The sequence below is a fragment of the Flavonifractor hominis genome, assembly GCF_040095835.1.
GTDB lineage: Bacteria > Bacillota > Clostridia > Oscillospirales > Oscillospiraceae > Flavonifractor > Flavonifractor hominis.
This window is the reverse complement of sequence record NZ_JBBMFT010000017.1, coordinates 1-16,797: the sequence shown is the minus strand read 5'-3', so window position 1 is coordinate 16,797 and position 16,797 is coordinate 1. Positions and strand designations below refer to the sequence as shown.

The 16,797-nt window shown below is 58.8% G+C and carries 9 protein-coding genes, 6 tRNA genes and 1 rRNA gene; 4 read left to right on the top strand and 12 right to left on the bottom strand.

All coding sequences use genetic code 11. From position 1 onward, the window contains the following. Positions 1–237: S-layer homology domain-containing protein (locus WMO45_RS13410; RefSeq protein ID WP_349141389.1), on the top strand; the 237-nt coding region annotated here is incomplete at its 5' end. Between the two features lie 83 nt (positions 238–320). Here WMO45_RS13410 and ppdK read toward each other — a convergent pair. Continuing rightward, a complete protein-coding gene (ppdK, locus tag WMO45_RS13405) occupies positions 321–2,960 on the bottom strand; it encodes a pyruvate, phosphate dikinase (RefSeq protein WP_349141387.1) in 2,640 nt (879 codons plus the stop codon). A gap of 297 nt (positions 2,961–3,257) precedes the next feature. Continuing rightward, on the bottom strand, positions 3,258–4,523 hold the full coding sequence (locus WMO45_RS13400) for an amidohydrolase family protein (RefSeq protein WP_349141386.1): 1,266 nt from the start codon (positions 4,521–4,523) through the stop codon (positions 3,258–3,260). A 156-nt stretch (positions 4,524–4,679) separates the two neighbouring features. Here WMO45_RS13400 and WMO45_RS13395 point away from each other — a divergent pair, with 156 nt between their 5' ends. The 3 genes from WMO45_RS13395 (at position 4,680) to WMO45_RS13385 (ending at position 12,710) form a co-directional block, all read left to right on the top strand. Further along, a complete protein-coding gene (locus WMO45_RS13395; protein WP_349141384.1) occupies positions 4,680–7,307 on the top strand; it encodes an NYN domain-containing protein in 2,628 nt (875 codons plus the stop codon). Further along, positions 7,304–7,984, top strand: a complete 681-nt coding sequence (gene tsaA / locus WMO45_RS13390; protein ID WP_349141383.1) for a tRNA (N6-threonylcarbamoyladenosine(37)-N6)-methyltransferase TrmO — start codon at positions 7,304–7,306, stop codon at positions 7,982–7,984. The genes WMO45_RS13395 and tsaA overlap by 4 nt, the downstream gene beginning before the upstream one ends. A gap of 190 nt (positions 7,985–8,174) precedes the next feature. Next, positions 8,175–12,710: an S-layer homology domain-containing protein gene (locus WMO45_RS13385; protein ID WP_349141381.1), complete on the top strand. Its 4,536-nt coding sequence runs from the start codon at positions 8,175–8,177 to the stop codon at positions 12,708–12,710. 78 nt (positions 12,711–12,788) lie between these two features. Here WMO45_RS13385 and WMO45_RS13380 read toward each other — a convergent pair whose 3' ends face one another. The 10 genes from WMO45_RS13380 to WMO45_RS13335 form a co-directional block, all read right to left on the bottom strand. Continuing rightward, positions 12,789–13,790 carry a S1C family serine protease gene (locus WMO45_RS13380; protein WP_349141380.1) on the bottom strand — a complete coding sequence of 334 codons (1,002 nt, stop codon included), beginning with the start codon at positions 13,788–13,790 and terminating at the stop codon, positions 12,789–12,791. A gap of 107 nt (positions 13,791–13,897) precedes the next feature. Further along, a complete protein-coding gene (locus WMO45_RS13375; RefSeq protein ID WP_349141379.1) occupies positions 13,898–15,160 on the bottom strand; it encodes a sensor histidine kinase in 1,263 nt (420 codons plus the stop codon). Then, positions 15,157–15,831: a response regulator transcription factor gene (locus WMO45_RS13370; RefSeq protein WP_349141378.1), complete on the bottom strand. Its 675-nt coding sequence runs from the start codon at positions 15,829–15,831 to the stop codon at positions 15,157–15,159. The genes WMO45_RS13375 and WMO45_RS13370 overlap by 4 nt, the downstream gene beginning before the upstream one ends. Positions 15,832–15,945: 114 nt before the next feature. Beyond that, positions 15,946–16,021 (bottom strand) — tRNA-Thr (locus WMO45_RS13365). Between the two features lie 3 nt (positions 16,022–16,024). Then, a tRNA-Asp gene (locus tag WMO45_RS13360) sits at positions 16,025–16,101 on the bottom strand. A 40-nt stretch (positions 16,102–16,141) separates the two neighbouring features. Next, positions 16,142–16,217 (bottom strand) — tRNA-Trp (locus WMO45_RS13355). 3 nt (positions 16,218–16,220) lie between these two features. Further along, positions 16,221–16,297: transfer RNA gene (locus WMO45_RS13350), tRNA-Ile, on the bottom strand. A 68-nt stretch (positions 16,298–16,365) separates the two neighbouring features. Further along, positions 16,366–16,441, bottom strand: a tRNA-Asn gene (locus tag WMO45_RS13345). Between the two features lie 43 nt (positions 16,442–16,484). Then, positions 16,485–16,600: ribosomal RNA gene (rrf, locus tag WMO45_RS13340) — 5S ribosomal RNA — on the bottom strand. 122 nt (positions 16,601–16,722) lie between these two features. Further along, positions 16,723–16,797 (bottom strand) — tRNA-Glu (locus WMO45_RS13335).

Below are 16,797 nucleotides of genomic sequence, written 5' to 3'. Positions count from 1 at the left end.
GAGCAGCTGGCCGTCATGCTCTACCGCTACGCCGGCTCCCCCGCTACGGAGGGCAGCCTGACCGGCTTTGCCGACGCTTCCTTCGTGTCCGCCTGGGCACAGGACGCCATGGAGTGGGCGGTGGCCGAGGGCATCCTCACCGGCAAGAACGGTTCGGCTCTGGATCCCCAGGGCACCGCCAGCCGCGCCGAGGTAGCCACCATGCTCATGCGGTTTACCAAGAGCACAGAAAATTAAGCCTTTTCCTCTTTTCCAAAGGCAAAAAATCCCCCCTGATGCAGGTTTGCATCAGGGGGGATTCCTTATCTTAAGTTAAGAGATTACCTCGGATTTTTGATTGCGGCCTGGGCGGCGGCCAGCCGGGCAATTGGCACACGGAAGGGGGAGCAAGAAACATAGTCCAGCCCCACCTTGTGGCAGAACTCCACCGATGTGGGGTCACCTCCATGCTCGCCGCAGATGCCAAGATGGATCTCGGGGCGGGTCTTTTTCCCCAATTCGGCAGCCATTTTCATCAGCTTGCCCACACCCTTCTGGTCCAGGTGCGCAAAGGGATCGGACTCGTAGATCTTATTGTCGTAGTAATAGCCCAGGAACTTGCCGGCATCGTCGCGGGAGAAGCCAAAGGTCATCTGTGTCAGGTCATTGGTGCCGAAGGAGAAGAACTCAGCTTCCTGGGCAATCTCGTCGGCGGTGAGGGCGGCACGGGGAATCTCAATCATAGTGCCCACCTCATACTTCATATCGATGCCAGCCGCTTGGATCAGCGCATCGGCGGTGGACACCACCACGTCTTTCACGTACTTGAGCTCCTTGACCTCACCTACCAGCGGAATCATGATCTCAGGCACCATAGTCCAGTCGGGATGCTTCTTCTGTACGTGGATGGCTGCATTGATAACAGCAGTAGTCTGCATGGCAGCAATTTCGGGGTAGGCCACTGCCAGACGGCAGCCACGGTGACCCATCATGGGGTTAAACTCGTGGAGGGAATCGATCACAGTATGGAGTTTTTCCACAGAGATGCCCATTTCTCCGGCAATCTCCGCAATATCCTCCTCCTTGGTGGGCAGGAACTCGTGCAGCGGGGGATCCAGGAAACGGATCACTACAGGATTGCCCTGCATGGCCTCATAGATGCCCTCAAAGTCACCCTGCTGATAGGGCATGATTTTGGCCAGGGCTTTCTCCCGATCAGCCACGTTGTCGGAGACAATCATCTCCCGGATGGCCTTGATGCGCTCCCCCTCAAAGAACATGTGCTCAGTACGGCACAGGCCGATACCCTGCGCACCGAATGCATAGCCCTGAGCGGCATCATGGGGGTTATCCGCATTGGTATATACCTTCATCTGACGGAAGCGGTCCGCCCAACCCATCAGACGTCCAAAGTATCCAGAGCCCGGATCAGCAGGTACGGTGGCAATGGCTTCACCGTAAATGCTGCCGGTGGAACCGTCCAGGCTGATCCAGTCACCCTCATGGTAGACTTTTCCGCCCAGCGTAAATTTCTTCTCCTCATAGTCTACCACGATCTCTCCGCAGCCGGACACGCAGCAGGTGCCCATACCACGGGCCACTACGGCGGCATGGGAGGTCATTCCGCCGCGGACGGTGAGGATGCCCTGGGAGACCTGCATGCCCTCGATGTCCTCAGGTGAGGTTTCCAACCGGACCAGAATGACCTTCTCTCCCTGCTCATGCCACTGCTTGGCATCCTCAGCGGTAAAGACCACTCTGCCGCAGGCCGCTCCGGGAGAGGCCGCCAGGCCCTTGCCGATGACGGGCGCTTTTTTCAGCGCCTGGGGATCAAAGGTGGGATGGAGCAGCGCGTCCAGCTGCTTGGGATCCACACGGCAGACGGCCTCCTTCTCATCAATCATCCCCTCATCCACCAGGTCCACGGCCACTTTCAGGGCTGCAGCAGCAGTACGCTTACCGTTGCGGGTCTGCAGCATGTAGAGTTTCCCGTTTTCAATGGTAAACTCCATGTCCTGCATGTCCTTATAGTGCTGCTCCAGGCGGTTTGCAATGGCGGCAAACTGCTCATACACCTGGGGCATCTCTTCATGCAGCTTGGAAATCGGAGAAGGCGTGCGCACGCCAGCCACCACGTCCTCGCCCTGGGCGTTGATCAGGTACTCGCCGAACAGAGCCTTCTCGCCAGTGGCGGGGTTGCGGGTAAAGGCCACGCCTGTGCCGGAGTTGCTGCCGGAGTTGCCAAACACCATAGCCTGTACGTTGACGGCGGTGCCCCAGTCGTAGGGGATCTCGTTCATACGGCGGTACACGTTGGCACGGGGATTGTCCCAGGAGCGGAACACGGCCTTTACCGCCTCCATCAGCTGTACCTTGGGATCCTGGGGGAAGTCCTCTCCTTTTTCCTGCTTATAGAACTCCTTAAAGAGAACCACCAGACGCTTCATATCATCGGTATCCAGCTCTACGTCCTGCTTGACACCCTTTTGCTCCTTAACTTCATCAATGATCTCCTCAAAGCGCTTCTTGCTCAGTTCCATGACTACGTCGGAGAACATCTGGATAAACCGGCGGTAAGAATCATAGGCAAACCGCGGATTGTCGGTAAATTTGGCCAGGCCCTCCACCACCACATCGTTCAGGCCCAGGTTCAAAATGGTGTCCATCATGCCCGGCATAGAGGCCCGCGCGCCGGAACGGACGGAAACCAGGAGCGGATTTTCAGGATCGGCAAACTTCTTGCCGCAGATTTCCTCCATCTTGCCCAGATATTCATAAATCTGTGCCTGGATCTCTTCGTTAATCTGCCGGCCATCTTTATAGTACTGGGTGCATGCCTCTGTGGTAACCGTAAATCCCTGCGGCACCGGCATTCCCAGATTGGTCATTTCCGCCAGGTTGGCGCCCTTGCCGCCCAACAGTTCTTTCATAGAACCATTGCCCTCTGAGAACAAATAGACATATTTGTACGTATTGGCCATTTGACATTCCTCCTGTATTGACTTTCACGGCGCCGCAGAATCAGCTGTGATTGTGGTTATTATACCATTGTGCTAAAATATTGCAAGAGACGGCCCGTTCTTTTGTTCGCTTTTTCATAATATTTATTCCTTTTTTCCCATATTATTCCGAAAATACCCCTAGAGAAAGGTTTTTCTCTCTGGGGGTATTGGAGCGCTTTTTCTTATTCTGATATATGCAAGGCACAGCGCAGCAAAAAAGGCCCGGCACTTCCGCACAATGTGGAAGTGCCGGGCCTTTGCCGGTGGCCGTGCCGATCAGAACAGCCGGCGGCCCGCCGCGTATTTGGCGCAGGGCAGTCCGTCAGAGAGGTAGACCACCCGCTCCAGCCGCTCTGCCAAGGTACAGGGCCGGGTGGTGGGCAGGGCGCTGTCGTCCAGGACCACCGCGTCCAGCGCGTATCCGGGCTCAAAGCTGCCTACCTTGCCGAAGAAGGCGCCGCCCCCCTTGGTGGCCATATAGAGAGCCTCCGGCAGGGTGAGTGCCCCCGTCTGCTGGTCCACCAGGCGCCAGCGCAGCTTGGAGCACTGGATGGCGTCGGTCATGGCCCGGAAGAGGGAGAGATGGGCGCCGCCGGCCACATCGCTGCCCAGGCCCACCTTCTGTCCCTCCAGCAGATAGCGTTTGATGGGGGCAATGCCGGAGGAGACGTTCATGTTGGACTGCGGGCAGTGGGCAATAAATACGCCGTTTTCTTTCATCAGGGCCCGCTCGGCCTCCCCGCTCCAGACGCAGTGGGCCATCACGGTGGGACACGCCCCGCCGAACAGTCCCGCCCGCTCATAGGCCTGTCCGTAAAATGCCGTGTCGGGGCACAGCTGGCTCACCCACTGGATCTCGGACAGGTTCTCCGAGAGGTGGGACTGCATGGCGACGCCAAACTCCCGCTGCAGGCGGCCCAGCCCGTCCATCAGCTCATCGGTACAGCTGGGGATAAAGCGGGGGGTGAGCATGGGGCGCACATGGGTAAAGTCCCCGCTCTGCTCCAACCACAGGCGGGTCTCCTCCAGGGACTGCTCGGTGGTCTCCCGCAGAATGTCCGGGCTGTTGCGGTCCATATTCACCTTGCCCACAAAGCAAGGCAGTCCCGCCCGGTCCAGCAGCTCCATCAGCACCAGGGTAGCCGGGCGGTGGAGAGTGGCAAAGATGCAGGCGCGGGTGGTGGCACTCCGGGTCAGCTCATCGGTAAAGATACCATAAGCCTGCCGGGCATAGGCCAGATCGGCAAACTTGCTCTCCTCCGGGAAGGCGTTGCACTCCAGCCACTCCAGCAGCTCCATATCCATGCCCAGTCCCCGGTAGGCATACTGGCTGGCGTGGACGTGCAGGTCCACCAGACCGGGCAGGATCAGCTTGTCTCCGTAGTCGTCCACAGGGATACCCTGGTAACGCTCCGGCAGCTGGGCAAAAATCCCGGCCACCTGTCCGTTCTCGCAGACCAGATAGCTCTGAGGATGCTGTTCCAGCTGACCGCAGGCGGGGGTATACAGCAGATTGCCCTTGAGGGCGAACGTCTCTTTCATGGCGCACTCCTTATTGCTATTATCATTTCAAATCGTGTCTCCTATTGTACCGGAAAAACCCAGAAAGCACAACGGGGCCAGGCGGCTAATTTATTTGCCCCTGCCGCCTCCGGCATGGTATACTAGTTTATATCATACCACAAAAGGACGGCAGTTATGGACAAACTGGTCATTGGCATCCTGGCCCACGTGGACGCGGGGAAGACTACCCTGTCGGAAGGGATGCTCTATACATGCGGATGCCTGAAAAAATTGGGGCGGGTGGATCACCAGGACGCCTTTCTGGACACCGATCCCATGGAGCGGGAGCGAGGCATCACCATTTTTTCCAAGCAGGCCCGCCTGCCGCTGGAGACGGCGGAGGTGACCCTGCTGGACACACCGGGACATGTGGACTTCTCCGCCGAGATGGAGCGCACCCTCTCGGTGCTGGACTGCGCCATTCTGGTGATCAGCGGCAGTGACGGAGTGCAGGGCCACACCCACACCCTGTGGAAGCTGTTGGAGCGCTACAGCGTGCCCACCTTCCTGTTTGTCAACAAAATGGACCTGGCCGGGGCGGACCGCTCCGCCCTGCTGGAACAGCTGAAGGCACGGCTGGACGAGGGGTGCGCCGACTTTGCCGACCGCCCCGCGCTGTATGAACAGGCCGCTCTGTGCGACGAAGGCCTGCTGGAGGACTACCTGGAGCGGGGTGCAGTACCCGACACAGCCCTCACCGCCCTCATCGCCCGGCGGAAGCTCTTCCCCTGCTACTTTGGCTCGGCCCTGAAGCTGGAGGGCGTGGCGGAATTTCTTCGGGGGCTGGAGCACTACGCTCCCCGACCGGTGTACGGGACGGACTTTGGGGCCCGGATCTTCAAGATCTCCCGGGACGGCCAGGGGACCCGGCTGGCCTGGATGAAGATCACCGGCGGCAGTCTGAAGGTAAAAACCCCACTGGAGGGGCCGGGCTGGAGCGGCAAGGCCGACCAGCTGCGGCTGTATTCCGGCCAAAAATTCCAGCCGGCGGAGGAGGCCCCGGCCGGGAGCATAGTGGCAGTGACCGGCCTGAGCGCCGCCTCCGCCGGGGAAGGGTTGGGCTTTGAGTCGGAGGGCACTCCTCCCGCCCTGGAACCGGTGCTCACTTACCGGCTCATCCTGCCCGAGGGGCAGGATCCCCATACCGCCCTGCAGAAATTGAAGCAGCTGGAGGAGGAGGACCCCCAGCTCCACCTGGTGTGGAACGAGCCGCTCCAGGAGATCCACGTGCAGCTCATGGGGCAAGTCCAGCTGGAGATCCTACAGCGTCTGATTGCCGAGCGCTTCGGCATGGCCGTCACCTTTGGACAGGGTGGCATCGTCTACCGGGAGACCATCGCTGCGCCGGTCATTGGAGTCGGCCACTATGAGCCCCTGCGCCACTATGCCGAAGTCCACCTGCTTCTGGAGGCGGGAGAGCGCGGCAGCGGTGTCACCCTGGCCACCGCCTGTCCCGAGGACGTACTGGACCGCAACTGGCAGCGGCTCATCCTTACCCATCTGGCCGAACGGGCCCACCCGGGGGTGCTCACCGGTTCCCCTCTCACCGACGTGAAGATTACCCTGCTGGCCGGACGGGCCCACCTGAAGCACACCGAGGGGGGCGACTTCCGCCAGGCCACCTACCGGGCAGTGCGCCAGGGCCTGATGCAGACCCAGAGCGTCCTGCTGGAGCCCTGGTACGCCTTCCGGCTGGAGGTACCAAATCCCCAGGTGGGCCGGGCCATGACCGACCTGCAGCGGATGGGGGGCGAGTGTGAGCCGCCCGAAAGTGCCGGGGAGCTGAGCGTACTCACCGGCGCGGCCCCGGTGGCCGGCCTGCGGGACTATGGTCAGGAGGTGGCCGCCTATACCAAGGGCCTGGGAAGGCTGAGCTGTTCCCTCAAGGGCTACTTCCCCTGCCACGACCAGCAGGCCGTGGTAGAAACCATGGGCTACGATCCGGAGCGGGACGCGGACAACCCCACCGGCTCGGTCTTCTGCGCCCACGGCGCGGGATACAACGTCCCCTGGGACCAGGTAAAGGAGATGGCCCATGTCTCCAGCGGCCTGTCTCTGGACGCGCCAGAAGAGGAAGAACCCGCGGCTTCCCTTCCTTCCGCTCCCCGCCCGGCCTCCGCCGGGCTGTCCCTGGAGCAGGACAAGGAGCTGATGGCCATCTTTGAGCGGACCTACGGCAAGGTGGAGCGCACTGCCTTCCGCCCCCAGCCCAAGCCCGCCCGCACCAGTTTGGACGAGAGCAAGTACAACATCCAGACCCAGGCCCGTGGACCGGAGTACCTGCTGGTGGACGGATACAACATCATCTTCGCCTGGGAGGAGCTCAAGGCGGCGGCCCGCACCAATCTGGACGCCGCCCGGCAAATGCTCATGGACCTGCTGAGCAACTACCAGGGCTTTAAAAAATGCGTGGTCATCCTGGTTTTTGACGCCTACAAGGTGCCCCGGGCAATACAAGATGTAACAAAGTACCACAATATTTACGTTGTGTATACCAAAGAGGCCGAAACCGCCGACGCCTACATCGAGCGGACCACCTATGAGATCGGCCGGCACCACCGGGTACGGGTGGCCACCTCTGACGGAGCAGAGCAGCTCATTATCCTGGGCCACGGAGCTCTGCGGCTGTCAGCATCCACCTTCCGGGCAGAGCTGGAGCAGGTCTCCGGACAGATCTCCGCCATTCTGGCCCGCAACAACCGCCCCGTCCCATCCCGGCCGGTACAGGCCGCCATGAAAAAGGCACAGGAGGAACGCAGATGATTCCCATGCATATCATTGCCCGCATCCACAGCGATTTCCCCACCAAATTCGGCATTCCCCGCCAGAGCGGGCTGGTAGAGCAGCTGCGCGCCACTGTGGTGTTTGAACCGGAATACCGCAATCCCGATGCGCTGCGGGGTCTGGAGGAGTTCTCCCACCTGTGGCTCATCTGGCAGTTCTCCCAGGCGGTGCGAGAGGGCTGGTCCCCTACAGTACGTCCTCCCCGTCTGGGTGGCAACACCCGCATGGGGGTGTTTGCCACCCGCTCGCCCTTCCGGCCCAACCCCATTGGCCTGTCCTGCGTGCGCCTGACGGGCATCCGGAAAGACCCGCACCTGGGTTGCGTGCTGGAGGTAGCGGGGGCCGACCTGATGGACGGCACACCCATCCTGGACATCAAGCCCTATCTTCCTTATGCCGACGCCCACCCGGAGGCCCTGGGGGGCTTTACCGGCAATGTGGGAGGCAGGATTCTGGAGGTGGTAGTTCCTCCGGCGCTGCTGGAACAAGTGCCGGAGGACAAACGGGAGGCTCTGATCGGGGTGCTCTCCCGAGATCCACGCCCCTCCTACCAGCATGATTCTGACCGGGTATACGGCATGGCTTTTGCTGGGCTGGAAGTGCACTTTTCGGTAAGCGGTGAGACGCTTACCGTCCAGGATATCACACCTGTCTGAATGAGAGCTCTCCCCCGTTGGCGGAGAGCTCTCATTTTGTGCACTCACATTTTTCTGTTAGGACTTGTTTTTGCAAATAGAAAGTATTATATTGTGCATGCAGTAGCTATATGAATGCAGCTCTTGTAGTATGCTAGCATTCAACAGAAGAAAAGAAAAGCAAGAACACAAAGAGGAGGTAGATCCAACAATGAAGAAAACGTTCCCCAAGCGTGCACTTTCCCTGTTCTTACTGTTGGCCATGCTTTCGACCCTGCTCGTCTGTGTCCCCACGGCTGCTGCGGCGGATGTAGACGATTACGACGGCTCCCAGCTGTGGTTGAACTACACGCTGGTAGAGGACGCCGAGCTGCTGGGTCAGTATAAGGCTGCGGCGACCAGCATCGTCGTAGAAAATTACGATCAGACCCCCACCTACCGCCACCAGCGGGACGGCGAGACCTGGGAGCCCGTCCAGCCTGAGGACGCGGAGGAGGCCCTGCCTGCTTCCACACTGGAAGCTGCCCGGCTGGAACTGCATCGCGCCTTTTCCAGCCTGCTGGGTGTGGAGGTTCCCTACGCTGACGCAGTCACCGCTGACGGCGCCGTGGTGGTAGGCACTCCCGAAAGCTCTCCCATCATTGCTGCTCTGAATCTGGGCGATGCGCTGGAAAGCGTGGGAGATGAGGGATATCTCATCCGCTCGGTGACCATTGACGGCCATGCCGCCACTGTGATCGCGGGCAACACCGACATCGGCGCTCTGTACGGCACCTATGCCTTCCTGCGCCTGATGCAGACCCAGAAGAGCGTGACCGACCTGGATGTGGCCGATCAGCCCAAGGTAGAGCATCGCCGTCTGAATAACTGGGATACCGAGCGGCTTTACGCCGGCACCGGTCTGACCGGTGAGGGCGGCGACGGTTCCAACGGCGAGGACGGCTCCATCTTCAACTTCAAGGACTCTACCGGAGATCTGCAGCTGCCCCTGATCCTGGACCGCTACATTGTCTTCGCCCGCATGTGCGCCTCCGTCGGCATCAACGAGATCATCATCAACAACGTCAACGCTGACTACAAGTACCTCAGCGAGGCCTACATTCAGAATGAGGCCGCCCTGGCCGACGTGCTGCGCCCCTACGGCATCCGCATCGGCCTGTCGGTGCGCTATGTCTCCCCCACGGACGCGGCCTGCAACACCGCTGAAGATGTGGCCGCCGGCGGTCCCGAGCGTGTGGATCCTTCCAATGAGGATGCCGCCAATCCCTACGCTGACGTGTTCCAGAACTGGTGGACTCAGAAGACCGAGCAGATCCGCTCCCGGATCCCCGACTTCCTGGGCTACACCGTGAAGGCCAACTCCGAAGGTCAGCCCGGTCCCCAGGACTACGGCTATGACCACGGTGACGGCGCTCACGGCATGGGTCTGGCTCTGGAGCACGTGGACGACGGCCAGCCCAACGACATGACTCTGTTCTGGCGTACCTTTGTTTACAACGCCAGCGTGGACGTGGACCGGCTCAAGCGGGCCTACCTGGAGTTCAAGCCCATCAATGACGATGAGGACCGTGGCTTCGGCGACAACGTGTTTATCCAGACCAAGAACGGCCCCCTGGACTTCCAGGGCCGTGAGCCTTTCAACCCCCTGTTCGGCGCCATGGACGTGACCAACCAGGCCATTGAGCTCCAGATTACACAGGAGTACACCGGCCACCATGTGTCCCTGTGCTACCTGGCCCCCATGTGGGAGGAAGTCTTCAAGACCAACACCCGTGTGGACGGTCAGGACGTTCTGGTGGGTGAGATCGTGGACGGCACCGCCCAGGGCCAGAAGGATACCGCCATCGTGGGCGTGGACAACATCGGCAACGCCCCCAATATGACCGGTCACCACTTCTCTCAGGCCAACTTCTTCGCCTTTGGCCGTCTGGCCTGGGACTGGACCCTGAGCTCCGAGGATATTGCGGACGACTGGGTGCGCATGACCTGGGGCAACGACCAGCAGGTAGTGGACACCATTAAGGCCATGATGATGGGCTCCTGGGAGGCTCTGGTGAGCTATCAGACGCCTCTGGGCGTGGCCCATCAGATGACCGGCACCGGCACCCACTACTTCCCCAATCCCGCTCAGATCATCTACAACGGCGGGCAGATCCGTGACGACTGGAGCCCCGCCTATTACAGCCGCGTAGACGGCGTGGGTATCGGCTATAACCGCTCCACGCAGGCCGAGCAGACTTCCTTCGGCGCTCTGACCGGCAGCGGATTTACCCAGCAGTATTCCACCGAGCTGGCCGCCCTTTATGACGACATGGACACCACTCCGGAGAACCTGCTGCTCTGGTTCCACCACGTACCCTGGGACTATGAGATGGACAGCGGCCGCACTCTGTGGGAGGAACTGGTCTACCGTACGCAGATGGGCGTGCAGTACGTCACCTGGATGCGGGACGCCTGGGCCTCTCTGGAGGGCAAGATCGACCAGCGCCGCTTTGATGAGGTAACCGAGAAGCTGTGGCGTCAGGAGATCGACGCCAGCGAGTGGCGCGACATGTACGCCGGCTACTGGCAGAAGGCCAACGGCCTGGAGACCCCCGTGGACGACGGCCCGCTCTCCATCGCCGTCACCCTGGGTACTGGCAGCGATACCAAGACCTATCAGGGCTTCAACCTGGCGGTGGACTCCTTCAACAAGACCGCCCCGGGCAACCTGCCCAAGGACGATCCCCGCTATGACCGTTACATCGCCGCCGGCGGCCAGATCGCCGACTACAGCACCGCCCCCTTCAGCAATATGTTTACCCCTGTGGATACCTACTACACCCTGGCCGTTCCCGCCGGTGTGGAGCGTACCATCACTGATGTCACCTTCCTCAGCGACGAGGGCACCAACTGCACTTATGAGATCGTTTCTCAGGACGAGCAGCAGGCCGTTGTGAAGGTCAGCTGCGAGGGCTTCTTCGGTCCTCTGGTGAAGTATTACAACTTCCACTTTGTTACCGATACCCAGCTGTCCGACCTGAGCGTGGACGGGAAGACCCTGGCCGCCTTTGATCCCGAGCAGACCAGCTACACGGTCCAGCTGGACGACTCCATCACCACCGTTCCCCTGGTGAAGGCCACTGCGGACGATCCCTCCGCCACCGTGGAGATCGCCCAGGCTGAGAGCATCCCCGGCGACACCGTGGTCACCGTGAAGAACGGCCAGGAGTCCGAGACCTACACCGTGCACTTCCTGCGCTCCGCCGCTGTGACCGACACCTTTGACGGCGACACCCTGGACGAGGCGTGGAGCTGGGTCCGGGAGGACAATGCCCAGTGGAGCCTGTCTGACGGCGCGCTCACCATCCAGACCCAGGCCGGCGACCTGAAGGGCCAGGACAACTCCGCCAAGAACCTGCTGGTCCGCGACATCGGTTCTGACGGCGACTGGACTGCCCAGGTTAAGCTCACCTTCCCCACCATTCCCACTCAGGCCAATCAGCAGGGCGGTCTGGTGATCTACCAGGACGACGACAATTACATTAAGGTCAACCTGGAATACATCACCACCGGCAGCTTCTGGTCCGCGCAGAGCTACCTGCGGGTCTCCATGGGCGTAGAGTCCCAGGGCAACTACTCCGACTGCTTCTATGACGCGCTGGAGATTGAGGAGCACCTGGCCGATTCCGACGGTGCGCTGTGGCTGCGTATCGTCAAGGAAGGCGATACCTACCGTGGCTATTGGGCCACCGATCCCGATGCGGCCTACAAGAATCTGGGCGAGTGCACTCTGAGCATGAGCGATTCCAAGGTTGGCCTGCTGGCCGCCAACGGCAGCAACTCTCCCTCCATCCCCGTGGTGTATGATGACTTCTCTCTCACCGATTCCAACCAGTCTGTGGTGGTACCCAACCCTGTCACTGGTGTGAAGCTGAATGAGCAGAACGTGTATCTGTACACCAACTACGGTCCCTCCACCGTCCAGCTCACCGCCTCCGTGGAGCCCGCTGATGCCAACAATCAGCTTGTGAGCTGGAGCAGCTCCGATGAGAACGTGGCTACTGTAGACGACAACGGCCTGGTTCGCATCGTGGGTGAGGGCATGACCACCATCACCGTTACCACTGCCGACGGCAACTTTACCGCTGACTGCCTGGTGCAGGTAGGCACCTACAACGACGGCGGCGATGACGGTCAGAGCGGCTCCACCGGCGGCAGCACCACCGAGCCTGGTGAGACCACTGACCCCGGCGAGACCACCGAGCCCGAGGCCCCCGCCTTCTCCGACGTACCCGCTACCCACTGGGCGTACAGTGCCGTGGAGTATGTGGTAGATAAGGGCCTCTTCAACGGCACCTCTGCTACCACCTTCTCCCCTGAGACGCCCATGACCCGTTCCATGTTCTTCACCGTCCTGGCCCGTATGGACGGGGTAGACACCACCGGCGGAACCACCTGGTACGACAAGGCTCTGGCCTGGGCGGTATCCGAAGGCATTTCCGACGGCACCAATCCTGAGGCCACGATTACCCGTGAGCAGCTGGCCGTTATGCTTTACCGCTACTCCGGTTCCCCCGAGGCCCAGGCATCCCTGAGCACCTTCTCCGATGCCGCCTCCGTGTCCGACTGGGCTCAGGACGGCATGAACTGGGCTGTGGCACAGGGCATCCTCACCGGCAAGACCGGCGGTCTGCTGGATCCTCAGGGCACCGCAAGCCGCGCCGAGGTGGCCACCATGCTCATGCGCATGGACCAGCTCAACTGATCCACAACTCATTTTCGCAACCTATCCTAAAAAGCGCCCCGGAAGCCAAACGGCTTCCGGGGCGCTTTGTCTTTTGAATTAGCTTCGGACATACCAGCCAAAGCTGACCTGATTGGTCTGGGGCAGCTCGGTCGTCTGGGTCATCAGCTCAGCAATTAGATCGATGACGTCGGAAATGGGAATGGCATAGCCCATACCTTCCACCTCAGTGGAGGAGAGCTTAGCCGTATTGATGCCAACCAGCTCCCCATCCAGATTGATCAGTGCTCCGCCGCTGTTGCCCGGATTGATAGCCGCATCGGTCTGGATATAAGTGGAGGTGGTGCCGTCTTCACTGGTCAAGCTGCGATTCAGGGCACTGACGATACCGGTGGTGACCGACTGTCCATACCCCAAAGCGTTGCCGATGGCAACCACTTGCTCACCCACCGACAGTGCATCCGAATCCCCGATGGCAATGACCGAGATCTGATCCAAGGTCTGCTGGGACAGATCGGACAGAGCCACCTTAATTACGGCCAAGTCCATATCCGCGTCGCTGCCGCACAGCTGCGCCTCATAGACGGAGCCGTCCACAAAGCTTACCGACAAAGTGGTCGCTCCTTCCACTACATGTTGATTGGTCACCATATAGAGAGCATCTTTCGCCTCATCCGAGCAAATGATTACACCGGAACCACAGCTGGTGGTCTCCTCCAGCTGTGTCTGCCCCGCTCCGTTGCGCCCAAAGCGATTAAAGTAATTCTGCACTTCCTGTACAGAGATATTGGTGATGGACACCACACAGGGCAGAGCAGCTTCGGCAATGTCGGATACATCCATGCCGTTGCGTATCGTAGTACCCGAAGTGCTGCTCAGCGCAGTGACGGAACTTGTGGAAACGGTGCTGATATTGGAATCTGCATTGTCTCCGCTGAGAACACGGTTCACACCGTAAAGCGATCCTCCCGCCACAGCGCCAAACAGCGCCGCACTTAGTGTAAGCGTAAGCAGCCGATCCACCAGCCGGCGGAACGGTCTCTTTCTCCCGTGTTGTGAAGATCCTGGCTGTACCATCGGATCCTGTTGACGATAATTCATATTGAAACGCTCCTTTCAGCATTTGCAAACGGTATTGTCTGATGCTGATCAAAGGATAACGCTTCAACTCTAACTGAGGCTTAAAAATAAAAAACCTGACGGCAATTTTATGCCGTCAGGTTGACCTGTATAACGAGGGTTTTGCCATCAGGACTCTCTGCCCTGATTTTTCCTTTGTGCGTACCAACGATGCTCCGTGCAATGGCAAGTCCAAGACCGTATCCGCCGCCCTGGGTGCTGCGGGAAGAGTCGGCCCGGTAAAACCGGTCAAACAGATGCTCCAGGCTATCCCTGGATATGGGCTGGAGTGTGGTATTGGCTACCCGCAGCATTATGCTCCGGTTTTGCCGTTCCAGGGTAACTGCCAACTCCCCTCCCGGCGGAGAATACTTCAAGGCATTATCCAGCAGGATGGAAAGCAGCTGCCGGACAGCTTTCTCATCCCCGGTATAAGAAAGCATGGGCTGAATATGGACCTGTAGACGCTTGTCCTGGCTCTTAGCCAGCCCCTGGAATGACTGAGCCATCTCTTCCGTAACATCGGAGAGCGGAAATTCAATGAACTGAAGTTTGGGCTGTTCCTCTTCCATGCGGGAGAGATAGATCAAATCGTTGGTCAACCCGGTCAGCCGCTGGGCCTGTCGCCGGATATCTTCCAGCCACTCGTTTTCTCCACATTCCATCTCCGCCAGATCGGTATCCGCACCGATAATGGTAAGCGGCGTCTTGAGTTCATGACCGGCGTCAGTGATAAAGCGCCGTTGTTTTTCATAGCTTTCCACCACCGGACGGATGATCCGCTTAGAGAGCAGTGCCAGCAGCACCGGCACCGCCGTCAGTCCCAGCAACGACAAAGCCACACTGGCCAGCAACGTGGTACGAAAGGCGGACAGACTGCGGCCACAGTCCAGAAAAATAATACGGGTGCCTTGGCTCTCCTCCTGGCGCAAATAGCGATATGTGCTGAAAAAACCGCTGGTCCGGCCAGACTGCCACACCTCACAGGCGTAACCACTCGCCGCTGTATCGTCAATGGCTGCAATCTGCCCGGTATCAGTGGCGATCACCTGTCCGTTGTCGTCCAGCAGCACAGAAAAATAACGGGATTCATACGGCGTTTCAGGCGACATACCACGCCCTTCCGTATCCATATGCCCTCCCCAAAAAACACCGTGGGGGACTGCAACCCGGCCCCCATTGCTTTTGGGAAAAGTTCCGTCGTTGACGCTAAGCACCTGAAGAATGCTATCGGCATCTTTTACCACTTTCTGATAGCTCATTAGGTTGACGCCGCCCAGAATAATCAATAGCACCACTGCCAATGAAAACATACAGGCCGCAATAAATTTGACCCGGAGCTTTTTGATCATGCCTTCATCTCCAACGCATAGCCTGCATTTCGGGTCGCCTTGATTTGAATGTCCGCCCGCAATGCGGTCAACTTTTTGCGTAGATAGGAGATATACACCCAAACCACGTTGAGCTCCACATCGCTGTCATAGCCCCAAATTCGTTCCAAAAAACGCTCTGAAGAGATCAACTGCTTAGGATTGCACATTAGCAATTCCATCATCTGGTATTCCTTGTTGGCCAGACGAAAGCTACCGGAGGGTGAGGCCAGTTCAAACGTCGTCTGATCCAGTGTAACATTTCCAAATGCCAGACGGCTGCTGACCTGAGCCGTTTGGTTGCGGGTCATGGCACGAATACGCGCCATAAGTTCTTGGGTCGAAAACGGTTTGGTCAAATAGTCATTGGCGCCACTATCCAGCCCCAGCACCTTATCGTCCACCTCACCTTTGGCGGTGAACATCAATACCGGAATACGATTTCCCTTTTCCCGCAGCTGCCGCAGCACACTCAGACCGTCCAGCTTGGGCATCATGATATCTAAAATAAGCGCGTCATAATTGCCGGCCTCCAGATAGGTCAGGGCCTCTTCCCCATCATAGACCGCATCAGCCGAATAGTGGTTTCGCTCCAACAGTGCCACTACGGCTCGTGACAGAGAATGCTCATCTTCCGCCAGTAAAATGCGCACAGTAATATACCCCCTTTACGGAATAGATTTACTATATTCCATGGAGCTTAAGCTTAATTAAAAGCATACCACATAAACAAAAAATCCCCGAAAACCGAAGTTTTCGAGGATTTTTGGAGCTGCTATCCGGATTTGAACCGGAGACCTCATCCTTACCAAGGATGCGCTCTACCTACTGAGCTACAGCAGCGGATGGCGACGCGGAAGGGACTTGAACCCTCGACCTCCGGCGTGACAGGCCGGCGTTCTAACCAACTGAACTACCGCGCCATCTCTATTATTCAAAAAACAGCGATGGCTGTATTTTGTCTGGCAGGGGCAGAAGGATTCGAACCCTCGGCACTCGGTTTTGGAGACCGATGCTCTACCAGCTGAGCTATACCCCTTTATGGTGGGCCTTCACGGGCTCGAACCGTGGACCGACCGGTTATGAGCCGGCTGCTCTAACCAACTGAGCTAAAGGCCCAAACCGTTCCACAGCATCTTAAAAAACTGGCTTGCCGTCACAGTCTCTGTGGCGGCAAGCCACATTTCTGGCTCCCCCTGTTGGACTCGAACCAACGACCCTGCGGTTAACAGCCGCATGCTCTACCGACTGAGCTAAGGAGGAATATAAAAGGGTCCGGCCTGGTCAGGCCAGACCCTTCTGTTCATGTTGGCGTTACCTATCTTCCCGGCCCGTCTCCAGGCAAGTATTGTCGGCGCAGGTGAGCTTAACTTCTGTGTTCGGGATGGGAACAGGTGGACCCTCACCGCAATCAACACCAACTACTTTTCTTTGAAAAGAAAAGTAAGCAAAAGAAACTTTGAAGAAACTTTCTTCTCCTTACCGTTCTCCTCAACGATAAGATATTATATTCTATTTTCATCTCTTTGTCAAGAGAAAAATGATGGTGACCCGTGCGGGAATCGAACCCACGTTTGCGGCGTGAGAGGCCGCCGTCTTAGCCGCTTGACCAACGGGCC